Annotated in this window: 26 protein-coding genes; 10 read left to right on the plus strand and 16 right to left on the minus strand. The window is 40.6% G+C overall.

The window, feature by feature from the left end; all coding sequences use genetic code 11:
• Positions 1-695 precede the first annotated feature (695 nt).
• The 4 genes from I8751_RS28765 to ffh all read right to left on the minus strand — a co-directional run bounded on the left by I8751_RS28765 (position 696) and on the right by ffh (position 4,317).
• Positions 696-1,649 (minus strand): PhoH family protein, encoded by a 954-nt coding sequence (locus tag I8751_RS28765; protein ID WP_214442488.1) that lies wholly within the window; start codon positions 1,647-1,649, stop codon positions 696-698.
• A gap of 389 nt (positions 1,650-2,038) precedes the next feature.
• Positions 2,039-2,479 carry a KH domain-containing protein gene (locus I8751_RS28770; protein WP_214442489.1) on the minus strand — a complete coding sequence of 147 codons (441 nt, stop codon included), beginning with the start codon at positions 2,477-2,479 and terminating at the stop codon, positions 2,039-2,041.
• On the minus strand, positions 2,442-2,702 hold the full coding sequence (gene rpsP / locus I8751_RS28775) for a 30S ribosomal protein S16 (protein ID WP_214442490.1): 261 nt from the start codon (positions 2,700-2,702) through the stop codon (positions 2,442-2,444). The genes I8751_RS28770 and rpsP overlap by 38 nt, the downstream gene beginning before the upstream one ends.
• Positions 2,703-2,850: 148 nt before the next feature.
• The gene (ffh, locus tag I8751_RS28780) at positions 2,851-4,317 is read right to left on the minus strand and encodes a signal recognition particle protein (RefSeq protein ID WP_214442491.1); all 1,467 of its coding nucleotides are present in this window, start codon (positions 4,315-4,317) and stop codon (positions 2,851-2,853) included.
• Between the two features lie 557 nt (positions 4,318-4,874).
• Here ffh and I8751_RS28785 point away from each other — a divergent pair.
• Together I8751_RS28785 and rppA are read left to right on the plus strand one after the other, a co-directional pair.
• Positions 4,875-5,099 carry a hypothetical protein gene (locus I8751_RS28785; RefSeq protein WP_214442492.1) on the plus strand — a complete coding sequence of 75 codons (225 nt, stop codon included), beginning with the start codon at positions 4,875-4,877 and terminating at the stop codon, positions 5,097-5,099.
• Between the two features lie 312 nt (positions 5,100-5,411).
• Positions 5,412-6,122: a two-component system response regulator RppA gene (gene rppA, locus I8751_RS28790; RefSeq protein WP_214442493.1), complete on the plus strand. Its 711-nt coding sequence runs from the start codon at positions 5,412-5,414 to the stop codon at positions 6,120-6,122.
• 209 nt (positions 6,123-6,331) lie between these two features.
• On the opposite strand, the gene I8751_RS28795 is transcribed toward rppA, so the two are convergent.
• The 3 genes from I8751_RS28795 to I8751_RS28805 all read right to left on the minus strand — a co-directional run bounded on the left by I8751_RS28795 (position 6,332) and on the right by I8751_RS28805 (position 10,636).
• The gene (locus tag I8751_RS28795) at positions 6,332-7,951 is read right to left on the minus strand and encodes a peptidoglycan-binding domain-containing protein (protein ID WP_214442494.1); all 1,620 of its coding nucleotides are present in this window, start codon (positions 7,949-7,951) and stop codon (positions 6,332-6,334) included.
• Positions 7,952-8,335: 384 nt separating this feature from the next.
• Positions 8,336-8,800, minus strand: a complete 465-nt coding sequence (locus I8751_RS28800; protein ID WP_214442515.1) for an SH3 domain-containing protein — start codon at positions 8,798-8,800, stop codon at positions 8,336-8,338.
• Positions 8,801-9,124: 324 nt separating this feature from the next.
• The gene (locus I8751_RS28805) at positions 9,125-10,636 is read right to left on the minus strand and encodes an AAA family ATPase (RefSeq protein WP_214442495.1); all 1,512 of its coding nucleotides are present in this window, start codon (positions 10,634-10,636) and stop codon (positions 9,125-9,127) included.
• A 233-nt stretch (positions 10,637-10,869) separates the two neighbouring features.
• On the opposite strand from I8751_RS28805, the gene I8751_RS28810 reads away from it, so the two are divergent.
• Both I8751_RS28810 and I8751_RS28815 read left to right on the plus strand, forming a co-directional pair.
• Positions 10,870-11,322: a hypothetical protein gene (locus I8751_RS28810; RefSeq protein WP_225894497.1), complete on the plus strand. Its 453-nt coding sequence runs from the start codon at positions 10,870-10,872 to the stop codon at positions 11,320-11,322.
• Positions 11,323-11,331: 9 nt separating this feature from the next.
• Positions 11,332-13,467 (plus strand): NACHT domain-containing protein, encoded by a 2,136-nt coding sequence (locus I8751_RS28815; RefSeq protein WP_214442496.1) that lies wholly within the window; start codon positions 11,332-11,334, stop codon positions 13,465-13,467.
• A 30-nt stretch (positions 13,468-13,497) separates the two neighbouring features.
• Here I8751_RS28815 and I8751_RS28820 read toward each other — a convergent pair whose 3' ends face one another.
• The 7 genes from I8751_RS28820 to I8751_RS28850 form a co-directional block, all read right to left on the minus strand.
• The gene (locus I8751_RS28820; RefSeq protein WP_214442497.1) at positions 13,498-14,004 is read right to left on the minus strand and encodes a YceD family protein; all 507 of its coding nucleotides are present in this window, start codon (positions 14,002-14,004) and stop codon (positions 13,498-13,500) included.
• A gap of 133 nt (positions 14,005-14,137) precedes the next feature.
• Positions 14,138-14,665, minus strand: coding sequence for a Jag family protein (locus tag I8751_RS28825; protein ID WP_214442498.1), 528 nt, complete (start codon positions 14,663-14,665; stop codon positions 14,138-14,140).
• Positions 14,666-14,667: 2 nt separating this feature from the next.
• Positions 14,668-15,819 carry a membrane protein insertase YidC gene (gene yidC / locus I8751_RS28830; protein ID WP_214442499.1) on the minus strand — a complete coding sequence of 384 codons (1,152 nt, stop codon included), beginning with the start codon at positions 15,817-15,819 and terminating at the stop codon, positions 14,668-14,670.
• A 216-nt stretch (positions 15,820-16,035) separates the two neighbouring features.
• Entirely contained in the window at positions 16,036-16,425 is a 390-nt protein-coding gene (locus I8751_RS28835) for a PH domain-containing protein (RefSeq protein WP_214442500.1), read from the minus strand.
• Positions 16,412-16,834: a ribonuclease P protein component gene (gene rnpA, locus I8751_RS28840; protein ID WP_214442501.1), complete on the minus strand. Its 423-nt coding sequence runs from the start codon at positions 16,832-16,834 to the stop codon at positions 16,412-16,414. The genes I8751_RS28835 and rnpA overlap by 14 nt, the downstream gene beginning before the upstream one ends.
• A gap of 25 nt (positions 16,835-16,859) precedes the next feature.
• The gene (gene rpmH / locus I8751_RS28845) at positions 16,860-16,994 is read right to left on the minus strand and encodes a 50S ribosomal protein L34 (RefSeq protein ID WP_096558233.1); all 135 of its coding nucleotides are present in this window, start codon (positions 16,992-16,994) and stop codon (positions 16,860-16,862) included.
• Positions 16,995-17,134: 140 nt separating this feature from the next.
• Positions 17,135-17,689 carry a DUF2808 domain-containing protein gene (locus I8751_RS28850; protein ID WP_214442502.1) on the minus strand — a complete coding sequence of 185 codons (555 nt, stop codon included), beginning with the start codon at positions 17,687-17,689 and terminating at the stop codon, positions 17,135-17,137.
• Positions 17,690-18,443: 754 nt separating this feature from the next.
• Here I8751_RS28850 and I8751_RS28855 point away from each other — a divergent pair.
• The 6 genes from I8751_RS28855 (at position 18,444) to I8751_RS28880 (ending at position 23,746) form a co-directional block, all read left to right on the plus strand.
• Complete coding sequence (locus I8751_RS28855; protein ID WP_214442503.1) at positions 18,444-19,613, plus strand: Re/Si-specific NAD(P)(+) transhydrogenase subunit alpha; 1,170 nt, start codon at positions 18,444-18,446, stop codon at positions 19,611-19,613.
• A 78-nt stretch (positions 19,614-19,691) separates the two neighbouring features.
• Positions 19,692-19,985, plus strand: coding sequence for an NAD(P) transhydrogenase subunit alpha (locus tag I8751_RS28860; RefSeq protein ID WP_096558236.1), 294 nt, complete (start codon positions 19,692-19,694; stop codon positions 19,983-19,985).
• The gene (locus I8751_RS28865) at positions 19,982-21,385 is read left to right on the plus strand and encodes an NAD(P)(+) transhydrogenase (Re/Si-specific) subunit beta (RefSeq protein ID WP_214442504.1); all 1,404 of its coding nucleotides are present in this window, start codon (positions 19,982-19,984) and stop codon (positions 21,383-21,385) included. The genes I8751_RS28860 and I8751_RS28865 overlap by 4 nt, the downstream gene beginning before the upstream one ends.
• A gap of 194 nt (positions 21,386-21,579) precedes the next feature.
• A complete protein-coding gene (locus I8751_RS28870; RefSeq protein ID WP_214442505.1) occupies positions 21,580-23,166 on the plus strand; it encodes a hypothetical protein in 1,587 nt (528 codons plus the stop codon).
• 144 nt (positions 23,167-23,310) lie between these two features.
• Positions 23,311-23,541 (plus strand): type II toxin-antitoxin system HicA family toxin, encoded by a 231-nt coding sequence (locus I8751_RS28875; protein WP_214442506.1) that lies wholly within the window; start codon positions 23,311-23,313, stop codon positions 23,539-23,541.
• The gene (locus tag I8751_RS28880; RefSeq protein ID WP_214442507.1) at positions 23,528-23,746 is read left to right on the plus strand and encodes a type II toxin-antitoxin system HicB family antitoxin; all 219 of its coding nucleotides are present in this window, start codon (positions 23,528-23,530) and stop codon (positions 23,744-23,746) included. Before I8751_RS28875 ends, I8751_RS28880 begins: the two co-directional genes overlap by 14 nt.
• A gap of 149 nt (positions 23,747-23,895) precedes the next feature.
• On the opposite strand, the gene I8751_RS28885 is transcribed toward I8751_RS28880, so the two are convergent.
• Positions 23,896-24,249: a type II toxin-antitoxin system PemK/MazF family toxin gene (locus tag I8751_RS28885; protein ID WP_214442508.1), complete on the minus strand. Its 354-nt coding sequence runs from the start codon at positions 24,247-24,249 to the stop codon at positions 23,896-23,898.
• Positions 24,236-24,508 carry a hypothetical protein gene (locus I8751_RS28890; protein ID WP_214442509.1) on the minus strand — a complete coding sequence of 91 codons (273 nt, stop codon included), beginning with the start codon at positions 24,506-24,508 and terminating at the stop codon, positions 24,236-24,238. The genes I8751_RS28885 and I8751_RS28890 overlap by 14 nt, the downstream gene beginning before the upstream one ends.
• Between the last annotated feature and the right edge of the window lie 143 nt (positions 24,509-24,651).

Below are 24,651 nucleotides of genomic sequence, written 5' to 3' on the forward strand. Positions count from 1 at the left end.
CAGTTGCAGTTTTTTGTATTGCCAGTAACTCTTTGAGTTCTTCTTGAGTTTCTTTAATTTCTAGTTTATATACCCCTGACATTGTTCATCCTTCATCTCATTAAATCTTATTCTCTCATCTGTAGCCATATTTTAGAGAATTGGTATTAGAACCAAAACTTATGAAACGCACACAATTAACTAAATCATCTGCCTAAAGCGTCGTGTGAACTTGGCATATTAGACAAGGAGAACACTGTAAGAGGATGTTTGAAAAGTTTTAGACGAATATAATTCGCTACTACACAAACAAAGTCCACCTGCGCGGAATAACACAAAATCAAGGTTTTCAACCCAGGTCTGTGGCATTCCCGGAGGGAAGCCGCTACGCGTCCTGTCCGTGTAACCAAGCCACTGCGCCCTTGCGTCTCCCTTGGGAGAAGTAAGTGGCGCGCGACTTTCAGTCGCCTGGGCTGGTATTAAATTAGACTTTTCAAACACGCTCTAATACCAATTCACAATGACGCTCCTTCGTCGCTCTAAGCGTAGCTATGCCGCAGACTTTACGCTGCGAAGATCGCAAGTCGCAATTCGCAATTAAAAAACCTAGATACAGTAGACCTTGAAAGGTTTACTGTATCAAATTTTTCGTGAAATGGTATAACAATAGAGTTCGAGGACACTTGATAGATACTTTGCTTTTAATTCATGAGTGACTATTTTTCGTGTTGTTCGTATGCAGCTACAATGCGCTGAACTAGAGCATGACGCACAACATCTTTTTTAATGAATTCACAAAAGGCAATGCCTTCAACATTTTTTAAAATTTGTAGTGCTACTGCTAAACCTGACTGTTGATTTAATGGCAAATCAGTTTGTGTTGTGTCACCTGTAATCACCATGCGGGAACGAAAACCCAAACGAGTTAAAACCATTTTCATTTGAGCAGGTGTAGTATTTTGGGCTTCATCCACAATCACAAAGGCATGATTTAGAGTACGTCCTCGCATATAGGCTAGTGGTGCGACCTCAATTATACCGCGTTCCATTAAATTAGGGACTTTTTCGGGATCGATGAATTCATAAATAGCATCGTAAAGCGGGCGCAGATAGGGGTTAACTTTCTGCTGCAAGTCTCCAGGCAAAAAGCCGAGTTTTTCACCTGCTTCTACGGCAGGGCGAGTTAAAATGAGCTTTTCGACTTGATTGGCCAGGAGTGCTTGCACCGCGACAACAACAGCAAGGTATGTTTTACCAGTACCAGCGGGCCCAATACAAAAAGTCAGGTCACGCTTACGTATAGCGTCAATATATTGTTTCTGCCGAAAAGTTTTAGCGCGGATTTCTTCGCCTCGACGAGTTTTAGCTAGAATATCTCGCTGTAATTCTTGCAGTTCTTCTTCTCGATGGGTATCTAAAGCTTGACGGGCTGTTAAAATATCTGCACTGGAGATATTGTTGCCTTTAGTCCAGATTTTTTCAAGCGATCGCACTAACCGAGAAGCCAAACTAATTTCCTGGTCTGTGCCGGAAATGCGAAGTTCTTGACCGCGCAGCACCAAGCTAGCTCCTGTTTGTTGGGATAAGAGTTTGAGATTTTCTTCCCTATCACCGACTAGAGCGATCGCACTAGGAATGTTAGGCAGCTGAATTGTTAAGGCATCTGCCATAAGTATTGCTTAATTTTTAAGGATACAGTTTTTGACAAAGTTTAAGAGCGTAATTTTTTGATTTAATTTCGGTTGATTTTTATACTATTTTATAGTGAAATATTTAGATAATACCCAGTCATATCAAGGTTTTATCTAATTTTGCTTGTGATAAATTATCACTCAAGTTATCTTAATTAATTATTATTTAATATTTAATATTTAAATCGACTCATTTTCACCCAAACGAACTTAAGCCACTCTTATGTTTCACCTCCTTACAGAGATAGTCAGAGTTGGGTTGAAAAATATCTAGAAATTAGTTAGATGAGGAAGTAAGGGGAAGATAAAGAAGCGAGTTACAATTACTTTCCTTCTCCTCCTCATCCTCCTTGGTCTCTAGTTTTGATCTAACGAAAACGGGGTTTAGTAATAGGAATGGGTCTAGGCCCATCGTTTCCACGTCGTTCCCTCGTTTTTGGCGGTGGCGATTGCTCTTCCCGGTCTTCATCAAAAGATGTACCCTCCCGGCCCTGAGCATTGCTGCCGTAGATATCCAGGTATACTGATTGACCAGCAACTTCAGCAGCTGCGGCAATTACTGTACGGATCGCCTGAATATTGCGTCCCCCTCGACCAAACACTTTTCCTTTTTCGGTGCTGTCAAAGGCAATACGAATCCAAGCCCGTTTGAGGGTGTGAGAAATCTCACAATCAACGCTTAAAGTTTCTGGAGATTCTAAAAACGGTTGCATCAAAAACCTAACCAGCCCAACATAGTTGGGGCTAGCTGTTGGGGATTTTGTTTCGACTTTAGGATGAGGCTGTGGCACTGACCTGTTCAAAAACATTGGCTTTTACTAAAATGCGACGAACGGTATCAGTGGGTTGAGCGCCTTGTTGTAGTCGCTTGACGATGCTGGGAATGTCCAATCGCACTTCATCAGTTCTAGGGTTATAGAATCCTAGTTCTTCTAGGGGACGACCATCGCGACGAGCGAGGCTGTTAATCGCGATGATGCGGTAACTTGCTTCCCGTTTTTTACCGTATCGCTTCAAGCGCAGTTTGATCATAGTTGAGGAATTATTCTCCTGTTGTAGTCATGGTGAAATGCTAATTTTAGCACTTGACTAGCGTTCACTGCTATGAGTCTTTGTTTAGTTGTCAGTTGTCAGTTGTCAGTTGCTACTGACCACTAACTACTGACCACTGACCACTGACTTAAAGATTACCAAAACCTTTTTTCTTTTTATCTTTGCTTTTTTTCTTTTTAGTGCCTGCACCACTGTTGTAACCGCGCCATCCTGGAGCAGCAGGGCGATTACCTCCACCTCCACCTGCAAAGGCATTACCCATACCACCGCCAAACATTCCCGGCATTCCAGGCATTTGCCCTTGTCCCATTTGCTGCATGAGCGATCGCATTTTTTGGAAATCTGCAACTAGTTTGCTCACATCTGACTCTCGATAGCCGGAGCCAGAAGCAATCCGCCGCCGCCGACTGGGAGAACTTGCCAATAAATCGGGGTCATGACGTTCTTGGCGGGTCATGGAATTAATCATCGCTTCACAGCGTTTTAGCTGGGTTTCTCCCTGCTTGAGTTGGTCGTCTGAAAGCTTGCCCATCCCTGGAATCATCTTCATGATGCCTCCCAGTGAACCCATATTTTTCAACAGGCGCAGTTGTTTGAGAAAGTCGGTAAAGTCAAACTTTGCTGACAGGATTTTCTCCTGCATTTTCTCGGCATCTGCTAGATCAATTTCTTCTTGGGCTTTTTCTACCAAGGTTAAGACATCACCCATTCCCAGAATCCGCGATGCCATGCGATCGGGATAAAATGGTTGCAGTGCCTCGACTTTTTCACCGACACCCACAAATTTAATCGGCGCTCCTGAAATCTGTCGTACAGATAGCGCTGCACCACCACGGCTATCACCATCAAGTTTAGTAAGAATCGCCCCAGTAATTCCAATTTGTTCGTGAAAGGTGCGGGTGAGATTGGCTGCCTCTTGACCAGTCATGGAGTCAACCACTAACAAAGTTTCATGGGGTTGGACTGTTTCTTTAATGCGGGCTAGCTCCCCCATCATGTCTTCGTCAATTTGCAGGCGACCAGCAGTGTCGATAATTACCGTATTGACACCTTCTGCTCTACCGCGCTCGACACCCTGGCGGGCAATTTCTACAGGGTCAGCACCGCTTCCCATGTCAAAAACTGGCACATTAATTTGCTTACCTAATGTCACCAGCTGATCGATCGCGGCTGGGCGATATACGTCTGTTGCTACCAACAAACAGCTGCGATCTAATTTACGTAAATGCAAGGCTAACTTGGCGCTAGCTGTGGTTTTACCAGTACCCTGTAATCCAGCCATCAGTACAATGGTAGGCTGCTCCTCAGTTTCCGCCAGAGGAATATTTTCTGCCCCCATTACCTGCACCAATTCATCATGAACAATTTTGATGAATTGCTGGTCAGGTCGCACGCCAGCCAGCACATCGGCTCCCTGTGCCTTGGCTTCGACTTCGCTAATAAAATCTTTAACTACCTGGAGGTTGACATCTGCTTCCAACAAGGCGCGGCGCACTTCCCGCAAAGCGTCTTGAATATTGGATTGAGATATTTTGTCCTGCCCCCGTAGTTTTTTCCAGGCAGATTCTAAACGATCAGATAGAGCATCAAACATAATGTAGTTACAGGTAGTTCGCCAATGGGGAAGTTGAAACCGCCGATGAATGCGATTCGGTATTTCCGGTAAAGTGTTAACGTGCTATTTACCAGCTTAGTAGTTTTTACTTCGACTGTAGCAACTGGATACCTACTTCTATTAAAAGCGATCACGATCGTTCATTAGCCAAACTCGGCAGTTTAACGACTCCAAACTGATTTTCTGAAGCTACATTGCATGAAACCCGTTTTGGGTAAAGTTATATTCAAGCGATCGCTGTTCATTTCCAGAGTCATGATCGCTTTTTAAAATATGAAAAAGTACAGAAATATACATAACAATCCAATTCGCTTACTGGATCATTTGTAGAAACAGGGAACAAGAAACAAACAATAAGAGTGTACTGAGTTTTTTCAAAACTCAAACATGAGTTCTATATAATTAATTTTCATTAAATAATTATTAGTAAATAATGTGGTTTTAACTACATTATTGCCTTAATTATATGAGATAAGCTTGCTTGATGTAAGTCATGAAAATATCGACTTTCATTTAACAACAAAAAAGGATAATTTATGAGCAGAGAATCAGCAAAAGTAATAATATGGGAAGAAAATCAAAAAGATTTTACAAAGAAGTTCTACGATCTACAGTTTATTCCCAGAATAGGAGAGGAAGTTTATCTAAAAAAAGAAAAATGGAGGGTAACTAGAGTTGAGCATGACTTAGAAGTTAATGAGGTTAACATTTACTTAGAAATTATCAAAAAAGCAAAACAGGATAAATCATCTAATGCATGAATAAAAGTTTTAGAAGCTCTTGAGCTTAAAACAAGTATAGCGAACCAGATACGCCAGCCTTGCGCTTTTGCTTGCCAATAGTGTTACAGCAAATTTCATTTGGATGAGGTACATTACTCTCGCCTCTAGTCCTTAGTCTCTAGCCCCTTTCTTCTTAATAGGTGTACTACATCCAATCGAAAAACGCTGTATATTGCAGCGATCGCAATTATGGCTATTGTCTAAACAGGAACTTATCACTTAAGATTTCTAGGTAAAAATGCATCTGGCGTAAGTCACTTAAATTTATATTTGTTTGCTGGGGTTAACTTTATGAGGGTTTTATTAGTCGAAGATGAACCAGATTTAGGTGCTGCGATTAAGCGAACTTTAACCCAGCAAAAATATTTAGTTGATTGGGTACTAGATGGAACTGAGGCATGGGCATATTTAGAAAATAGCTGGACACAATATACTTTAGCTATTTTTGATTGGATGCTACCGGGAATATCAGGTTTGGAATTGTGCAAACGCCTGCGTTACCAAAAAAACCCTCTACCTGTGTTAATGCTGACAGCTAAGGACAGAATGGAAGATAAAGTTGCTGGTTTAGATGCGGGTGCAGATGATTACTTGGTAAAGCCCTTTGGTATGGCAGAATTATTAGCGCGGTTGCGTGCTTTGCAGAGGCGATCGCCCCAATTTCAGCCCCAGAAATTAACTGTTGGCAATCTAACTCTAGATTACGGCAACAATTTAGTTGTTAGTCAGAATGCTGCGGGAAATAAACACGAAATTCCACTGACTAATAAGGAATTCCAGCTACTAGAGTATTTCATGAAACATCCCAATCAAATTGTGACGACTGAGCAAATTCGCAATCAGCTTTGGGAAGTGAATGCAGAACCCATAAGTAATGTAGTAGCTGCTCAAATGCGGTTGCTGCGTCGCAAACTAGCTAATAATGATTGCGAGAACATAATTGAAACTTTGCATGGGATGGGATATCGTTTCAATCTCATCAATGAAAGTCACCGATTTTAAAAGTTTTATAAAAATTGAAAGTATAAGAATTTATGACTGTAAGACTACAGGCAGACACAATTACTCACCTTAATACCTTACCCAGAAATGCGATCGCAATCTTAATCAGGTTTGTGTAGATTGGCGTTTTCGTACAGAAGATGCAAGAGTTAAGCTTTCAAAGATTTATCTAACCCTTCAAAATTAATGGGACAGACTACTAGGAAGGATCAAAAGTATTGTACCCGTGCATCAAAACCATTAGAGCGTAACATTTTAGAGATTCGTTCTGCTGATTCGCGATCGCTAAATGCTCCAGCATTCACATAATTCCCTAAACTCGATTGTTCCGAAAAAGCATTAGGTATATACAAACGTACTCTGTTGAGAATATCGTTATTGTTAAACGGTACTACCACTATATAGCGGTTATTTTGATAGCTATTTCCTATAGGAAAACCAGTATTAACTGGTGGCGCTACCATGACATAACCATTATTTTGATAACTATTTGCCACGGTAGCGCCGTTTAAACCTAATGCTTGCCAAGTTTGTAAATCTACATTTCCAGTGGGGTTCAGTCCATAAGATTGCTGGAATGCGATTACAGAACCTCTAGTATAATCACCGAAATTACCATCAGGATTCCCATTAAAGAAGTTTAACTGCAATAAGCGCTCTTGGACGGCTCTAACATTTTCCCCCCGGTCGCCTACAGAGAGAAAAGTTCTAGTTGCTTGACTAGCTGGTTGAGTGGCGTATCTATTTTCCCAAACTCTACGCACTGCCTCTAAAACCTCTACATCTGCATTGCCATCGACATTAAGTCTATTATCTCGCTGGAATCGAGCGATCGCATCCCTGGTTAAAGGGCCGACAGTACCAGTAGGAGTAGTATTAAAGTATCCCAAATCCCGCAAATATTGTTGGAGATCTTTCACTTGCGAGGCTGCGATATTACCTCTAGTGGGAAATCGAGAATACCCCAAGAGGGCATCCCAAGTTTGTTGATTTGCAACTCCAGTGGTGGGTATGCCAGCTTTTCTTTGGAAGGCAATTACAGCATCTTTGGTTATGCGTCTAAAATTACCAGTGGGATTAGCATTAAAATAGCCTAATTGCCGCAAACGCTGTTGCAGTCTTGTCACTGCTGCGCCACTACTACCTTCTGAAAGGACGGGGTATTCACCACCTTCACCAAAATTACTCGGTCTTGGATTACTTGGTCTTTGATTACTCAGTATTGCTTGTGTGGTTCTACTACCAACAATACCATCAGCAGCAATACCATAAGCTCGTTGAAATCGGATTACTGCCTGCTGAGTCTGTGGCCCAAAATAGCCTGTGCTAGGGCCATTAAAATACCGTAATTTCCGCAAATCTTGTTGTAGCCTAGATACATCTGCACCTCTACTACCTACTCGCAACCCGTTAATGCTATTCCCACTGGGAGTTTGGCTTCGGCACGCTCGTTGTAGAGCCTGTTGCGTACTAGCACCTACAACCCCGTCAGCAGTTAGTCTATTGGCTTGCTGGAATTTAACCACTGATGTTTTGGTCAAGGTAGCAAACTTACCTGTAACTGGGCCATTGAAGTAGCCTAACTTTTTTAAGCACCTCTGGATGTTTCCCACTTCAGTGCTATTGCTTCCTTCTTTTTGTAGTGCTAAAGTTTGCCCTGCTACACTCAAAAGTCCCATAGTCAGCGCTACTGATAAAAGACGCATCGCAGCAGTACTAGACAGCTTTTGCCACTGCAAAAATTTTAAATTCACTTGAATAGGAATAATTTCAATATTTTCGGATGTCTCGTACACTGAGGCCAAATGAAGATAAACAATAGCTTCCATATTTTCCCAGCAATTTTTTTAAGGGGGGGTATATAAAAATTAGAGGTACTGATTACTGGTAAAGGGGAAAAAGTTTTTAAATTTTGGAGAGAAATTAAACCACTACCAAAATTTACAGCCTTTTCCTAATCTCCAGTCCTCAATCCCTTGAAATTACTTGCTACAAATTTATGACTACAATAAAATATACCACTTTCTCTGTAGTCAAGTTGCGCTTTTCAGATTTAATTTCAGTAATTTTAAAAATTAAGCGTATAAATTTATTTTCAATATAAATATTTATCAGTAAATACAGCTAATTAAGTAAGTTGGCATCATAAAACTAAATTATGTCAATTAATGATGAACTCGGCTAAAACCATGTCCTAGCCCTTTAATCCTGCTTTACTCAACACGTTCAATATTGCCTGCTTTTACCCAACCTTCTTGTTTGCCACCTTCTAGACGAATCTTTTGCCAGCCTTTATCTTGGCTTTCTTCCAAGATGATTACTTTTTGATTAAAAGTCGCCCCGCCAATACGTTCAGCATCTTGGTTGGGTTCTGCTCTCACACTTAAACCTTCAGCCCAACTAACACGTCCTCGGTAAGCTCCTGGTGGCAATGCTTCTGGCGGTTCTGTAGGAGACGCAGCAGGATTTGCACTAGAAGATGAGGAGGGCGTGATTTCTTTATCAGTTGCCTTGGGAGATTTGGTTTGCAAGGCAGGACTATCATTAGAAAAAATGGGTCTAGTAGGGGGTATGGCAGTTCGATTCATAAAATAGAGCGCAACTGCAACGCCGCTACCAATTAAAACAGCGATCGCTAAGAAAACCCCAAGTACAAATTTTAATAAACCAGAAAGCATAGTTAAAACCTGATCATCAATAGTCAATAGTCAATCGTCAATCGTCAATGGTTATTGAGAAATATAGCGGTGCTTATCCACTCTCATAGGTAAAAGGGGCTAGAAGCTTGAGGCTAGGGACTAGAGTGCTATATTCCATCTATCTATATAAGACCGCTATACTCTGACTTTTTTGGGCTGTATTTTGTTCATCTGAGAATCGTTATAATCCAACTCGTGTGTAGACGAATCAAGAATCCATAATAATTCATCATTCACTATGAACTCTTGACTTTCGGGTTCGTCCTTGTTGTTACCGAAAGATAGCAATTGCTACTGAAAGCGTTAGCGTAGCTTACCGAAGGTATCGCTTAAAGGAGTCTGTCTGGATGCCATACGCGCTCTTCCAGCGGCAGCCCATTCTTGTAGTTGCTGAATTTGCTCAACGGCAGTTCGTGCTAAGGGTATAATTTGACTCGCAGCTTCTAAAACATCGTCTGTAGTAAAGTCACGGTTTTGGCTAAACCCAATATGCATCGCTTCAATTAAAGTCTGCTCAATCTCTGCCCCAGAAAAATCAGGCGTTTCATAAGCTAGCCTATCAATATCATAGCTTTTCAAGTTATGGGGGCGTAGTCGAGATAAATGCACGTTAAAAATTGCTTTTCTCTCTTCTTGGGTAGGCAAACCGACAAAGAAAATTTCATCAAATCGCCCTTTGCGAAGCATTTCCGGCGGTAACGCTTGGATGTCGTTAGCAGTAGACACGACAAATACAGGTGAAGTTTTTTCAGCTAACCAGGTAATAAAAGTACCAAATACACGACTAGTAGTACCTGCGTCACCTTTACTACCAAGCCCTGAAAAAGCTTTATCGATTTCATCAATCCACAGTACACAGGGAGCGAGGGCTTCTGCGACCTGAATCATTTGGCGGGTGCGGGATTCTGATTCACCTACTAAACCACCAAATAACCTGCCTACATCTAAGCGCAATAAAGGTAAATGCCAGTGATGAGCGATCGCTTTTGCTGTTAAAGATTTGCCAGTACCTTGAATACCCACCAACATCAACCCGCGGGGGTGCGGTAATCCGTACTGTCGCGCCTTATTAGTAAATGAGCCTCCCCGACGGAGCAGCCAATCTTTGAGGTTATCCAATCCGCCAATATCAGAAATTTGCTCAGTGGCAGGATAAAAGTCAAGGATTTGGGTTTGGCGGATAGTTTGACGCTTTTCTTCCAAAACTAGATCCACATCCTCTGGTTGCAATTCTCCATGAGTAGCGATCGCCCTCGCCAAAACCCGCCGAATCCTTTCCATAGAAAGCCCTTGACAAGAACGCACCAAGTCATCTAAAACTTTCACAGAAAGGGAGTTACCTGTGCTTTGCAGTAAACGTTCCACCTCAATTTTAATTTCTGGGGCTGCGGGTAAAGGAAACTCAACGACTGTTAAAACTTCTGTTAAATCGTCAGGAATGGCAATTCGTGGTGAAAGCAACACGATATTTTTTGGTTGAGACTTTAAAAGCCGGGCTAGGTTGCGAAGTTTGCGAGCGATCGCCACATCATCTAAAAAACGATGATAGTCTCGTAGAATCAATATTGCTGATGCAGAAGCTGGTAATTTTTCGATGAATTCTAAAGCTTGTAGGGGGTTACGTCGTCCAAATCCTGCATCATTGGGGTTCCCCTGGTAGCCATCGACAAAATCCCAAGTATAAACAGGACGATTGCCTTGATTTGTTGCTTCTTCCCGAATCGCTGCTTCTACCCGTTCTTCTTCATAAGTAGGAATATAAATTAAAGGATAACGGGCACGTAGGAGTAGTTTAAACTCTTCACGAAAGTTCATATATAGTTGTTGTTATTAGTTCTTCTCTCATTGTTCAGGTTTGTATCGCCTCTAACAACTAAAAACTAATATATTTCTCGTTCCCCAAGGGGATGAAGTTTTTGTGCATGGGGCTTACGGAAAAATCATAGTAATAATTAGCTCACCACATACGTAATTTTTTGTAAAATTCAGGAAAGTTGTCTGCTCAACTTGGAGTAGAGCTTAAATTATGTTTTTATCAAGCAAATAAAATGGCAGAAAATAACTCACAGCCCCAAAACACTGGAGGAATGTCCCTGAATATTGGCGGTGGTCAATTTTCAGGTGTTCAAGTTGGACAAGCTGCTGGCGATGTAACCCAGAATCAGCAAAATACTCAGGGTGGAACTGAGAAACAATTGACTTTACCTGAAGTTGCCGAATTAATGGCACAAATTGAATCTATATTTCGTAATTCAGATTTACCAGAAGACCAAAAGAAACAAGCACTGAAGCATCTCGATTACGCAACCGACGCAGTTAAAGAAAAAGAACCAGACAAAACCACTGCGGCTACAAGTTTGCAAAAAGCTAGCAAAGTCCTCAAAGAAGCTAACGAAACGTTTAATGCAGGTCAAGGAATTTGGCAAAAGTTAGAGCCAATTGCCAAACAATTAGCTCCTTGGTTAGGAGTTGCAGTTAAAAGTCTTTTACTTCTTACATAAAAAAAGGTTATGCATCAAGAACCACAGCCACTTCAAAACTTGAATATTGATGGTGCTTTGATTCGAGAAGCTCAAATTGGACAAGCTGGACGTGATTTGCACCAAATCCAATACCTAACTGTGAATGAAACCTTTAGCCTAGCTAAATTAATAGGTCGCAGAGAGGTAAAACCTCCTTCAGGTAAACAGGAGTATCGTTTCCGAGAAGTTTTGCTTAATAAAGTTAAACAATATTGGATTAAAGGCGTATTAGAAAAGTCGCTATATACTAAAGCTCTAATTGATTTGGGACTGAAAGAACGATTAGACGCAGTAAAGCGCCCTTTAAGCAATGTCCCACAAATTCCTGATGAGTCTGGGCAAACCTTACCTGAAGGTCAAAGTGTCTCTGATGTTTTCAATCAGATGGGGAAAGGACGAACTTTACTAATTTTAGGAGAACCAGGAGCCGGCAAAACGATCACTCTTTTGAAACTGGCACAAGAATTAATTACTCGTACCGAAAAAGATTTAAGCCAACCTCTCCCAGTAGTGCTGAACTTATCTTCTTGGGGAAATAAACACCAAACATTTGCTGATTGGCTGATTGAAGAATTGCATAGTACTTATCAAATTTCTCAAGCGCTTGGTAAAGTCTGGATTGAAGATCAACAACTATTACTACTGCTAGATGGTTTAGATGAGGTAAGAATTGAGCAACGAGAAACCTGCATTAAAGCCATCAACCAATTCATGCAAGAGCATGGACTAATTGAGATTGTAGTGACAAGCCGCATCCATGATTATGAAGCTCTTTCTGAACGTTTACAATTGCAAGCTGCTATCTGCATCCAATCTTTGACATCTCAGCAAGTTGAGCAATATTTAGACAGGGCTGGTGAACAACTCGAAGCTGTCAAAACTTTGCTTCAAGAAGACACTACGTTGCAAGAGTTAGCCAAGTCTCCCCTGACTTTAAGTGTTATGACTCTGGCTTACAAAGGTAAAAAACTCGAAGATTTACCCAATACAGGCTCAAAAGAAGAACGCCGCAAACACCTGTTTGATGCTTATATTGAACGGATGTTTCAGCGTCGTCAATCTCAGCAAAGATACTCAAAAGTACAAGCAAGGCGCTGGTTAATTTGGTTAGCACAGCAGATGTATCAAAAATCTCAAACAGTTTTTGTTATTGAAAGAATACAGCCTAACTGGTTGTCCAATCGAGTGCCAAAAATATTTTATCAATTGGGAGTTTTTCTATTCGGAGTAATAACTTGTGGGTTAATCGGCATTTTTGGCAATTTAATAAGTAAATCACAATCAATAAATCTGGTATATATTGTTGTAGTCACTGTTGTATTAACTGTTTACTTAAGTAATACAGAAATCAAACCAGTTGAAACTTTGAGATGGTCTTGGCAAGAAGCCAAAAAATCTCTGACAAATGGACTACTAGGGGGATTATTTTTAGGACTAATTGTAGGAGTGGGTTTTAAGCTAGTGGAACCTCAACCAAATATCATTGATGGTCTAGAACTAGGGTTAATACATGGGCTAACTGGTGGACTAATTTTAGGGTTCTTAGGTGGGTTGAGAGGCCCAGAAATAGAGACAAAAACGATTCCTAACCAAGGGATATGGAACTCAGTTAGAAATGCCATACTAATGGGATTGATTGGCGGATTACTTGGTGGATTTTTTGGAGCATTAATTGGTTTAAAACTTTTACATCCCCCACATCCTTCATGGCTTCAACTGGGGATAGTGTTCGGACTAGTGTTTGGGCTAGTATTTGGAGGTGGTAAAGCTTGTCTACAACATTTCACTTTACGCCTCATTCTCTACAGCCAGAATTACATCCCTCGAAACTATGCCCACTTTCTTGAATATGCGACTGAACACATATTTTTGCAAAAGGTTGGAGGTAGTTACATTTTTATTCATCGAATGCTGCTAGAGCATTTTGCCCAAATGGAGCCAGCATTTACTCAATCGACTTCACAACCAATTCATCAGTCTACTGAATTAAATTCAAACAACAATTTGAGTAGAAATGCTTCATCTCAAACTTTAATAGAATGTACCAATTGTGGTCGGAATAATCCAGGAAACTTCAACTTTTGTACTAAGTGTGGAAGACGATTAAATCAACCACCTAGCTGAGACTAAACCAGGAAGTTGAAAGCAATTTGTCTATCCTGGAAGTTGCTTTTTCAAAGCTTCTAAAGAAGCCCAGCGGTTATCAACTAGCTGGTTTGAACTATCAGCACTATTACTAATGATACCGGGACAATTGCGATCGCACAGCTGACGCTGGGGCATTGCTAGACACATTTGCTCATACAGCCATTCACTGGGATAAAAATAACCATCGGGTGGTAGGGTTTCTATCAAATCTTCCATAGCCACTTCTCTCTCTAAGGGCAAGTCTTCTACTTGATTAGCAGCTTCGTCTAACCAGATGATTTCTTTGGTATCAACCCCTAAACGTTGGTTGTACTGCTGCAAACAGCGGTTACAGGTACAAGTAATAATTGCCTCTGCCTGACCGGACACTTCCAGGTAGTTGCCATGATGCTGCACTCGGACATTACCCCGAACTGGTGTCAATGTTTCTAGACCAGGCAGAAATTCCTCAACCTGAAATTCCTCTGTCCGCTCCGATGCTCTAGTTAGCTGCGGAATATAAATTGCGTCCATAGGATTTGTGAGGCATCCTCACGAAAATAGATGTGGATTATCAGCAATTATACTGATACTACATTTTTAGTTTATCTCTTAGAGATTAAGAGAAATTTTAAAATTATTATAGTTATGAGCTTTTAATTAACTCCTAACTTCCAATTTCTTCCAACGCAGCCGGACGTACAACCAGATGACGATGTGGTTCTTTACCTCGGCTGAAGGTTTCCAAATCTCCAAAGTCCTTCAAGAAGGTGTGAACTTGACGACGTTCAGCTGAACTGAGGGATTTAATTTCCACTTCTTGACCAGTAGAACGCACTTCATCGGCTGCGGCTTCCGCCATAGCCTTAATTTCTGCTTGTCTTTTTACGCGGTAGCCATTCAACTCAATGGTATAAGAGGCTTGCTCCTCCTGCGGTTGATTCAGATTAAGAACTGAATTAGCCAGATACTGAATTGCATCAAGCACAGAACCATCAGGGCCAATGAGAACTTGAATTTCTTGTGGTGTCAGGTTGGTTTCATCAATCGTCAACCAGTAGTTATCTGGTTCTGGAGAATCACCCTCTTGAAGTAAGGCAGTTGCTAAATTACCCTGAATTTCAGCAGGTACTCCTGTTAGTTGCAGCAGGGTTTTTAACCACTGCTGCCCTCTTTGCATGGAACTGTCGAGCATTATCAACCTGTAGTCTTTTTCTTAGAACTTTTTGGCTCAAAAGGTAATGTCTTTTGTTCTGCCGCTGCTGCTTCTTTCTCTTTCTCCTGGGTGGCTACAATTTTTTGTAGTTCCTCTGGTAGTGGTTCACGAGAGAGAATATAAGTTTGTAGTGTTTGGAAAATATTACCAATCACCATATACATCAACACCCCAGCTGGTAGAGGAAAGAACAAAAACATCCCCGAAAAGATAACTGGGGTAATTTTGTTTACTGTCTCCTGTTGCGGGTTCCCACCACTGGAATTTTGCCCAGAAAGCAGTTGGCTAACATAAAGGCTGATCCCAAAAAAGACAATCATAGAGACAATATCCCAATGGATTGCACCGTCGGGATCTATAGCGCCAACTCTACCTAAGGCATCGATGAAGAGAAATCCTTTATCTGCTGCCAATCCAGGAATTGTGCCTTGAATTGTGACATCTCCTGGCTGTAGGGCTTCTATATTACCATCTGCATCGATTTTGACCCTATCTTCCCCTTTGATGACTTTCCATTCAGGCATTAGCTTATTTTCTGGATGTTCAGCTAATAGGACTTGAAATGGTTTGCCTTCAAGAGTTTGATATTGTATTTTGGTTGTTTCTCCCACTGCTAATTTGTTACCGCTAGGAAGAATAGCTGTAATCCGAGTATGTTCTCCATCAGCAATATAGATGTTTTGAGGAGCAGTAGCAAAGGCTTGTGGTTGAATTCGTTCGACTTGTTCAGATGGAAAGATTTGCAGGTTAACAGAGTAGTTCACTCCCGCAAAAGGCGAACCCCGTAGAGTTGCAAACAGCGCTAGTAAGACTGGCATTTGCAACAGCAGTGGCAAACATCCTGCTAGCGGGTTGCCAAATTCTTTTTGGACATTGACCATTTCCTCCTGCTGCTTTTGCGGGTCGTCCTTATAACGCTCTTTGATTTCTGCCATCCGCTTCTGCATTAAAGGTTGCACAACTCGCATCCGCCGCATACTGCGAATTGAGCCAGCACTCAGGGGATAGAGCGCGAAGCGGATTATCAATGTTAAGGCAACGATCGCCAATCCATAGCTAGGCACAATACCATAGAAAAAATCTATGATTGGCAGCATCACGTTGTTCGAGAGAAACCCGATACCAAAATCCATTATTCTGAATTCAACCTGAGGTACTGTAAATTGAACTGAATCTAATTTATCTAAATCAAGATTCGTCTGCGACTATCCTACGCTACGGATAGCCGCACATCCAAATAAAATTGGGCGTGGGGCATGGGGCATTGGGCATTGGGCATAGCTATTATTATTCTCCTCTGCTCCTCTGCTCCCCTGCATCCCCTGCTCCCCTTGCTCTTTACTCCCCTGCTACTTGCTTGCACCAGTGTACAGAGGATTCTTTGCTGTAACCCTCTCATTGATGTAGTCATAAGTTTCCCGGAAATTGGGAACAGCCCGCATTTCCAGGCGACTACCATTTCTCAGGGTTAGCACCATATCGCCCCAAAGACCGATACCACGAGGTACTTTGACAATTTTGACAACTTCTGAGTAAATCACGTCAGTGCGATCGCGTCCTCTCCAACCTCCCATCACGGAAATTCGGCGATCGGTAATGCGGTAGCGTAACCACAATGCTCTGACAATCGCTCCAACTGTTAACGGTATCCCTACAACAGTTAGCCCAATTAACAAGTTGATAATCAAGTCCCCAATATGGGGGCCGCCTTCATAATAAATTTCTTCACGAATGCCCATCGAACACCTCAGTTTGTGCCAACAACTGCTCTAATTCTTGCAGAAATTGTTGGCTTACGCACTTAGATTCTGCCGCTGTTGGTTTCACAACAACTACTAACCGCCAGCCTGGTGACAATTTTGGCAGCAAATGTTGAAAAGCAGCGGCAATCTGACGTTTTATCCGGTTGCGAACTACTGCTCTTTTGCTAACTTTTGTGCTAATCGAAATGCCAATTTGGGTACTGGCTGGCTGGTATGAGTCAGTTGGTAGGTTAGTTTTAGCGGCAGTATCCAAAGAAGACTCTCTTGTCAATGACGGACGTAAGGCTCTCAAAGTGAAATGAGAACTATGCCGCCGAATTCCTTCCCGGAAAACTTCCTGGAAATCCTTACGTGATTTTAGTCGATTCGCCTTGGGCAAAGCCACAGTTGCACTTTTAGCTTGGATTACCCTAGACGCTTAGACGATAACGTCCTCTTTTTCTTCTCGCCCTGATCACGTTTCTCCCGTCTGGTGTCCGCATTCTGGCACGAAAACCAGAGGTTCTTTTTCTCTTACGGCAAGTGCCGCCCAGGGTTCTCTGCATACTGTTCTCCTCTTAGGCGATTTTTATAAAAAGTCACAATCTATGATTTTATCACTATTAAAGACAAAATATAGAGATTTTGAAAAAACTCTTAGTCAATTGCCAATCGCTGCTGACAACTGACTAATGACAAATGAAATTTATCCAATAGTCAAAATCCAACTTCCTAAGTAACGCAGTAATGGCACATCTCCAGGAGAAAGAATTTGACAATTAAAGTAATAAATACCACCAAAGGCAGGGTTTTGAACGTCAGAGAAGACTACCTCAACCTTGGTTCCTGCTGGTACTGGTTCTTCGGGAAATATTTCAATTACACGACCTTCTTTGTCCCACTTTACTTCCGAAAGCGGAACTGCTTTGCCTTTAACCCTGACTTCTATCTTTTTGGGGTTAAAAGTTCCTTTATAATAGTCAGGGTAAGTAATAGCAAACTGAGCAACCGCCAGCTTCATTTTTTCCGCTGGAATCCTTAGATTGTAACGATCCCAGCTATTAGTTTGTCCACCAAAATCTAACCGAAAGGGCAACTGATTTTCACTTTTAACACCACTAAACAGTGTTAATCCAGGTAAACTATTTTGCGCCCAGCTCACAGTTTGCAATCCAGCTAATAAACAGCTAGTTATAGCTAAAGCAGACAGAAGTCTTTGTGGTAGGTGATTCTGAGAGCTTGGAAAAAGTAAACGTCGCATAATTGGGCTTCCTCCACCAAAAATAGGTCTATTATCTAAATAACTAAAGATTTAGTAGTTGTTGTTACTAAACTTTATTACTGACTTTTTGACAATTGACGCGAAATTGAAAGAAAAGTGCCTTTTTTCTCATAAAAAATACGTAGTAATATATTTAACATTTATTTTATTTGTTCCAATTCCCCTTCTATTACAGCCATTTTTTGAGAATCTTGACCAAATTTGAACTAGATAGAAACACAGTGGGGATTTGATTGTGTTTCTGAACATGTATAAGTGTATCTTAATTTAAGAGTTTTGTTATAAAACTTGAGCCATACTCTGGGCGATCGCCATTGAACTTAAGATAGATTGACTAAAATAAGCTTGAATCGTCAGAAATAATCATTAAAAATTAGTTGGGAAATTATCAAGCTTAAAAAATTTGATAAATATTGGATTATGTAAGCAAGGAAGACCAAAATTTTTCAATCCCTAAAACAAGCTAAAGACAAAGAGACAAAATTGGGAATCAACATAGGATTTGCAATATGTAAATAAATCTATGCGTAACTATCAGCAAGCGTGAACCTGTAAACGGCAAAGCATTGCTTTGCCTGGAGAACCGAGAGTGGGAAAGGAAAACTTCAAGGTTCAATCTAGGAAAAAAATTAATCGCTGACAGTTTCTGTCCTGAACTAGGAATGTGAGACATCCCTAAATTGGGAAAAGCGCATATTTTGTAGAGATTAGGTATTTATCTCCAGGAGATTTCATGAGAATAGCAGTTGCTAAAGAAATAGAAGTTTGTGAACGTCGTGTGGCATTAAATCCCGACACTGTTGCCCGCTTGGTAAAACAAGGTTTGGAAGTATGGGTAGAAACAGGTGCGGGAGAGCGATCTTTTTTTAGTGATACCGCATACGAAGCAGCAGGAGCTAAAATTATCAGCGATCCTGACATATTATGGCAAGAAGCAGATGTTTTGCTAAAAGTTAGCCCACCACAAGAGCGAGAAAATGGACGCTCAGAAATTGACTTGCTCAAGTCAGGAGCTGTTTTAGTGAGTTTCCTTAATCCCTTGGGTAATCCTGTAGTGGCGCAGCAACTAGCAAATCGCCAAATCACAGCCTTGAGTATGGAAATGATCCCCCGTACCACCAGGGCGCAAAGTATGGATGCTTTATCCTCGCAAGCTTCACTAGCAGGTTACAAAGCAGTCTTGATTGCAGCGGCGGCGTTGCCAAAATATTTCCCGATGCTGACAACAGCGGCAGGGACAATTGCCCCAGCTAAAGTATTTATCATGGGAGCTGGTGTGGCAGGATTGCAAGCGATCGCCACCGCCAGACGCTTGGGAGCAGTAGTAGAAGCCTTCGATATTCGTCCCGCTGTTAAAGAAGAAGTGCAAAGTCTGGGGGCAAAATTCGTCGAAGTCACATTAGAGGAAGAAACCGTCGCCGCTGGTGGTTACGCCAAAGAAATTTCTGAAGCTAGCAAACAGCGCACCCAAGAAGTTGTCGCCGAACACGTCAAAAATGCTGATGTAGTGATTACCACTGCTCAAGTTCCTGGTAGACAAGCACCACGACTCGTCACAGAAGAAATGGTTGCACAAATGAAACCAGGTTCCGTGATTGTAGATTTAGCTGCTGAACAAGGTGGTAACTGTGCCTGCACAGAACCCGGCAAAGATATTGTATGGAATGGTGTAACAATTATCGGCCCGATTAATCTGCCATCATCAATGCCAGTCCACGCCAGCCAGTTATATGCCAAGAACGTCACATCTTTGATTCAACTACTAATAAAAGACAAAGCTTTGCAAATCGACTTTGCCGACGACATAGTTGATGCGGCTTGCATTACCCACGCAGGCGAAATTCGCAATCAAAGGGTACGAGATGCGCTACAAGCTATGAGTAATCAATTAGTTAGGGATTAGGGACTAGGGGAAGAATTTTTAACTCTTGACTATTGCCTTCTTACCCCATACCCCATTTACACAAGGAGTTTTAATTTCATGACAGAGGCATTACTTGCTGCTTTGTTTGTATTTGTTCTGGCATCTTTTATCGGCTTTGAAGTCATCAACAAAGTACCACCAACCTTACACACACCTTTAATGTCAGGCTCAAATGCGATTTCTGGCATTGCAGTATTAGGAGCAATTGTGGCTGCTGGTGCTAGAGAGACAAGTGTATCGGTGATTCTTGGTTTGATTGCTGTAGTATTGGCGACAGTCAACGTTGTTGGTGGCTTTTTAGTCACAGATCGGATGTTGCAAATGTTCAAGAAGAAGGAGATTAAGGCGTGAGCGACTTTCTACCAACTGGGATTCAGCTGACGTACTTAGTCGCTGCATCTTTATTTATTTTGGGTTTAAAAAAGCTGGGATCACCTGCTACAGCACGCAACGGTAATGTTGTAGCAGCAGTGGGAATGTTACTAGCGATCGTAGCAACAATGCTCGATCAGCATGTGTTGAATTACGAAATGATTTTGTTGGGCTTGGCGATTGGTACAGGAATTGGGGCGATCGCAGCCTACAAAGTCCAAATGACCGAAATGCCTCAAATGGTAGGTTTGCTCAACGGCTTAGGTGGCGCAGCTTCCGCACTCATCGCCGTTGCTGAATTTTGGCGGTTAATGGGAACTTCTCAGCCCATACCCCTTGATGTCAACATTTCCATGCTATTGGATGTGTTAATCGGTGGTGTTACCTTAACAGGTAGTTTTCTGGCTTTTGCCAAACTGCAAGGTTTAATCAGTGGTACTCCGATTACATTTCCATTCCAGCAACCATTTAACATCCTACTCTTGGGTGCTTATTTGGCAGGAAGTGCCTATTTAATCATTACACCAGATAGCCTACCCATCTTCTTGGGAGTAGTTGCTGTTTCTTTAGTGCTAGGTGTAATGTTCGTCATCCCCATTGGTGGCGGAGATATGCCAGTAGTAATTTCGCTGTTGAACTCGTTGTCAGGTGTAGCCGCTGCTGCTGCTGGGTTCGTGGTGATGAACAATATGTTGATCATCGCTGGTGCTTTGGTGGGGGCTTCTGGGTTAATCTTGACCGAGATTATGTGTAAAGCAATGAACCGTTCTCTGTTCAGCGTACTGTTCAGTGCTTTTGGTTCAGCAACTGCTAGCGGTGGCGGTGCAGCAGGTACTATAGGTGATCAAACCGTCCGCAGCATCGATCCCGAAGAAGGCGCGATGATGTTGGGTTATGCCCGTAACGTGGTAATTGTGCCTGGTTATGGTATGGCAGTTGCTCAAGCACAACATAGTGTGCGAGAGTTGGCAGATCAATTAGAACGGATGGGCGTTGATGTCAAGTACGCCATTCACCCCGTTGCTGGGAGAATGCCGGGGCACATGAATGTATTATTGGCAGAGGCAAATGTGCCCTACACCCAGCTGTACGATATGGATGATATTAATCCCCAGTTTGAGCAAGCGGATGTGGCTTTGGTAATTGGGGCTAATGATGTCGTAAATCCAGCGGCGCGGAGTGATGCAAATAGTCCGATTTATGGTATGCCAATTCTAGAAGTAGATCGGGCAAAGCAGACAATTGTAATTAAGCGCGGGATGAGTGCGGGTTTTGCCGGTGTAGATAATGAGTTGTTCTACAAAGATAAAACTACGATGCTTTTTGGTAGTGCTAAGGATATGGTGTCGAAATTGGTTTCGGAAGTGAAGCAACTTTAACTAACCGCAGAAACGCGAAGAACGCGGAGGAATAATTTAGAGAGTTAACTTGCCTTGGGGGATGTGATGCTTCTAAGGCAAGTTTTTTAGTAAATTTGTAGAAAATATTTAAAGTAAAGTTGAAATAGGAGCAACCACTCGAAGTGATCTGTCAAAATGGAATTATTACTGATCTGCGAAGAAAGTTCCATAACATGGAAGAATTATCCTCCTTACAAAAATTCACAGTACATCAAGTTATAGAATTCCGAAAAAAAGTATTACAAGATGATAATATTTACAATATTTCTTTTGAGGAAATTGGTCAGTTATTTCTTAAAGAGTTCATCGGTGATGATATTTTTGAAAATTTTACATTTGAACAGATTAGACTTCAATATATTAGCTTATTAGATATTGGTACAAATAAAATAACTATTCATTTTGAAGGGAAACAAAAAGAAATTTGCTTATCGCCAATCCCTGTACAAGAAAAAGAATTTTTTACTTATATTTGCAAAAAATATATTAGCTTACAAAAAGAACCACGTCTTTGTTTACTTGAATTATATCAAAAAACCTCAGTAGATTTACAAGAAATTGAAGAGAGGATTAGTAAATATGAGAAACAAATTGAAGAGCAAAATCGCCAAAAAAATGAGCTTCAGCCTGATGATTATAAAGTGCAACTTTTAAAGTATTATGTAAATCTAAATATAGAGGCAAAAAACGAAATTATAAAATTTTTAACAAGTAGAAACATAAAAATGTGCGCTCTTGAAAAATCAAGTTCAAAATTTGAATTCATAAGTTCATTGTCTTTCTTTCAGCAAGAGCCTTATACATATTCCTATAGAAATCAACCCTTAAGATATGATGCAGACAAGTTATCTCATATTGCCAATAAATTCTTAGATGTCACTATTCCTGAAATGAGAAATCTAGAAAAGCTATATAAAGATAGTCCATCAGAATTTTATGAGTATGCTCAAAAATATATCATTGATAAAAAAATAATAGAGCATATAGAAAAATATATTAAAGAAAATCATTTTTTGAATGCACGCCGACATGTACTACAACCAGCATTAGATAACTATCAAAAAGATAAGGTTTTATTTCTTAACTTAACTCCACTTCAAATAGAAGGTATATTCTATGACTACTGCATAGGATTAGGTATTCCTGAGAAATCAATACAAAAAGCTAGTATTGGTGAAAAATTAGATAAAATTATTGCTATAAATCCGAATTTGCACGATTTTGAATATTTTAAATTTGTGTTTCCTAAAACTAGGAATAGAGTTGCACACGGTAAATTATTTAAAGAAGAAGAATGTAATCAAATATCATGTACTCTTTTATTAGATTTACATGACGTATGTGGTCGTGTTACATCAGACAATATACCTGTTAATTTACTAGTAATTCTTCTTAAAGAAATAAAAGAAAGTAGAAATATAAACAGTAATTTGATAAAAATTAGCTACGCTAATCTACAAGGTATAAAATGCCCTAATTTTTACAATTTGCAGGAGGCTATTGATTTAGTTGAGAAAAAATGTAACGAAGATCAATTATTTAATTATTTATATGAAATTATAACAAAATCAACAAATAATCTAGTATTAATTAAATGTATAGAAAAAATATTAAATTTCTATAAAAATAAAGGTATCCAAATTCACAATCATAATGAATTATTTAAGGAAATTCAACAAATAAGAGAAATAGAGATATCCATAAAAAATAAAGAAGTGAATTTTATAGAATTTTGTGAAGCTTTAGATAGTTTACTTTAAAAGCGATCGCTCTCTTCTTCCGCGTCTCTGCGTGAGAAAAAAAGCGATCGCATAAGCTACTTCATTGGCAATACGTTCTCCCTAGACTCGTCTTGAAATGTTAAGTGCGATATCTTGGGATTAATTAAGCGTCTAAACCTGACAATGCCAAAAAAAATCAGGGAACTCAAACAAATGTTGGTAAGAGCAAATTTTACAGAAATCCCAGGTAAAGGAAGTCATACAAACTGGATACATCCGTTATATGTGGGAAAACTCACGGTTTCTGGTAAAGACAGTTCAGACGCAAAACGTTATCAAGAGAAAGATGTTCAACAAGCAATTCAAGAAGTAGAAGAAAAACAGCGAGAGATTCAAGAAGATGAGCAAATTTAAATATCAAATGCTAATTCAATGGTCTGATGAAGACAACTGCTTTTTAGTCGGATTTCCCGATTTTCCTGGACAGCCTTTTCGCACGCATGGCGATACTTATGAAGAAGCTGTGGCAAATGGTACTGAAGCATTGGAGTCACTGATAGTAGCTTATGAAGCCTCTGGGGAAGAACTTCCAAAACCGACCGTTTGTAAAGCAGCTTAAATGGGTAATGCGTTAATAAAGTGACTCGCTTGTTTTGTATCGCCTAACCTAACTTTATTATTAAGGCGATCGCTTGCTTTTTATTGAAACGCGATCGCCTCTTATTAACCCTGCGTTCTCTGCGCCTCTGCGTGAGAAAAAAGCGATCACTAAGATATTGGGTGAGAAATATTTAAGACAACAGCTAATGCTTGAGAAACAAGTTGCATTTCTGAGTCGGATAGTTGACCTAGTTTTCTGACTAATCTTGTTTCTGAAACTGAACGTATTTGAAAAGTATCTACACCAGAAACTTTAGCTAAACTGTTTTCTGTGCTTGGTTCCAGCTGTACCATCCAAGGTCTAACAGCATATCTTTCTTTCCAATCTGTAACTGGAACAATAACCTTCAAAGGCAAAATCCCAATAGCATCATCATTGACTATGATACAAGGACGTTTTTTGCTAATTTCTGTCCCTATTGTTGGATCTAAACTAACTAACCAGACTTCACCTCTGTACATAATTTCCTGAGTTATGTAAGTCTTCATCTGGATAGTCGCAAAAGTCTTCTCCCTCCAAATCAGAGAATATATTTAGTTCACTATCAGGTGCATAGTCTGCAATCGCAGTGACCGCCGCTAGTCCTAATTGGCGTTTTTCTTCATCTTTGGTGAGCGAATGTTTTTCTTGAATAACCAATTGTAGGGCTGATTCAGCTATCTTTAGGCGATCACTTATACTCAAACTTGGAAGTGCTTGGAGAATTTCTTTGATTTGCATATCAGTTTATAGAGTCGATCTATGATTAATTCTAATCAAAATATCAAAAGACCGAAGCTTTACTAGATTTCTCCACTGAAGCTGATTCAGTAGTTTGGTTGCAACAGCATCAATAAGATATTTATTTTAACAAGCGATCGCTC

Origin of the sequence: Atlanticothrix silvestris CENA357, assembly GCF_016056295.1 — a bacterium.
Classification (GTDB): domain Bacteria; phylum Cyanobacteriota; class Cyanobacteriia; order Cyanobacteriales; family Nostocaceae; genus Atlanticothrix; species Atlanticothrix silvestris.

Coding starts and splice junctions, on each gene's coding strand:
- I8751_RS28875 (WP_214442506.1), top strand. CDS start 23,311: ATGCCAAAAAAAATCAGGGAACTCAAACAAATGTTGGTAAGAGCAAAT.
- I8751_RS28890 (WP_214442509.1), bottom strand. CDS start 24,508: ATGCAAATCAAAGAAATTCTCCAAGCACTTCCAAGTTTGAGTATAAGT.
- I8751_RS28770 (WP_214442489.1), bottom strand. CDS start 2,479: ATGTTTTTGAACAGGTCAGTGCCACAGCCTCATCCTAAAGTCGAAACA.
- I8751_RS28785 (WP_214442492.1), top strand. CDS start 4,875: ATGAGCAGAGAATCAGCAAAAGTAATAATATGGGAAGAAAATCAAAAA.
- ffh (WP_214442491.1), bottom strand. CDS start 4,317: ATGTTTGATGCTCTATCTGATCGTTTAGAATCTGCCTGGAAAAAACTA.
- rpmH (WP_096558233.1), bottom strand. CDS start 16,994: ATGCAGAGAACCCTGGGCGGCACTTGCCGTAAGAGAAAAAGAACCTCT.
- I8751_RS28880 (WP_214442507.1), top strand. CDS start 23,528: ATGAGCAAATTTAAATATCAAATGCTAATTCAATGGTCTGATGAAGAC.
- rppA (WP_214442493.1), top strand. CDS start 5,412: ATGAGGGTTTTATTAGTCGAAGATGAACCAGATTTAGGTGCTGCGATT.
- I8751_RS28855 (WP_214442503.1), top strand. CDS start 18,444: ATGAGAATAGCAGTTGCTAAAGAAATAGAAGTTTGTGAACGTCGTGTG.
- I8751_RS28800 (WP_214442515.1), bottom strand. CDS start 8,800: ATGCTTTCTGGTTTATTAAAATTTGTACTTGGGGTTTTCTTAGCGATC.
- I8751_RS28815 (WP_214442496.1), top strand. CDS start 11,332: ATGCATCAAGAACCACAGCCACTTCAAAACTTGAATATTGATGGTGCT.
- yidC (WP_214442499.1), bottom strand. CDS start 15,819: ATGGATTTTGGTATCGGGTTTCTCTCGAACAACGTGATGCTGCCAATC.
- I8751_RS28765 (WP_214442488.1), bottom strand. CDS start 1,649: ATGGCAGATGCCTTAACAATTCAGCTGCCTAACATTCCTAGTGCGATC.
- I8751_RS28885 (WP_214442508.1), bottom strand. CDS start 24,249: ATGTACAGAGGTGAAGTCTGGTTAGTTAGTTTAGATCCAACAATAGGG.
- I8751_RS28805 (WP_214442495.1), bottom strand. CDS start 10,636: ATGAACTTTCGTGAAGAGTTTAAACTACTCCTACGTGCCCGTTATCCT.
- I8751_RS28820 (WP_214442497.1), bottom strand. CDS start 14,004: ATGGACGCAATTTATATTCCGCAGCTAACTAGAGCATCGGAGCGGACA.
- I8751_RS28825 (WP_214442498.1), bottom strand. CDS start 14,665: ATGCTCGACAGTTCCATGCAAAGAGGGCAGCAGTGGTTAAAAACCCTG.
- I8751_RS28870 (WP_214442505.1), top strand. CDS start 21,580: ATGGAAGAATTATCCTCCTTACAAAAATTCACAGTACATCAAGTTATA.
- rpsP (WP_214442490.1), bottom strand. CDS start 2,702: ATGATCAAACTGCGCTTGAAGCGATACGGTAAAAAACGGGAAGCAAGT.
- I8751_RS28850 (WP_214442502.1), bottom strand. CDS start 17,689: ATGCGACGTTTACTTTTTCCAAGCTCTCAGAATCACCTACCACAAAGA.
- I8751_RS28835 (WP_214442500.1), bottom strand. CDS start 16,425: ATGGGCATTCGTGAAGAAATTTATTATGAAGGCGGCCCCCATATTGGG.
- I8751_RS28810 (WP_225894497.1), top strand. CDS start 10,870: ATGGCAGAAAATAACTCACAGCCCCAAAACACTGGAGGAATGTCCCTG.
- I8751_RS28860 (WP_096558236.1), top strand. CDS start 19,692: ATGACAGAGGCATTACTTGCTGCTTTGTTTGTATTTGTTCTGGCATCT.
- I8751_RS28795 (WP_214442494.1), bottom strand. CDS start 7,951: ATGGAAGCTATTGTTTATCTTCATTTGGCCTCAGTGTACGAGACATCC.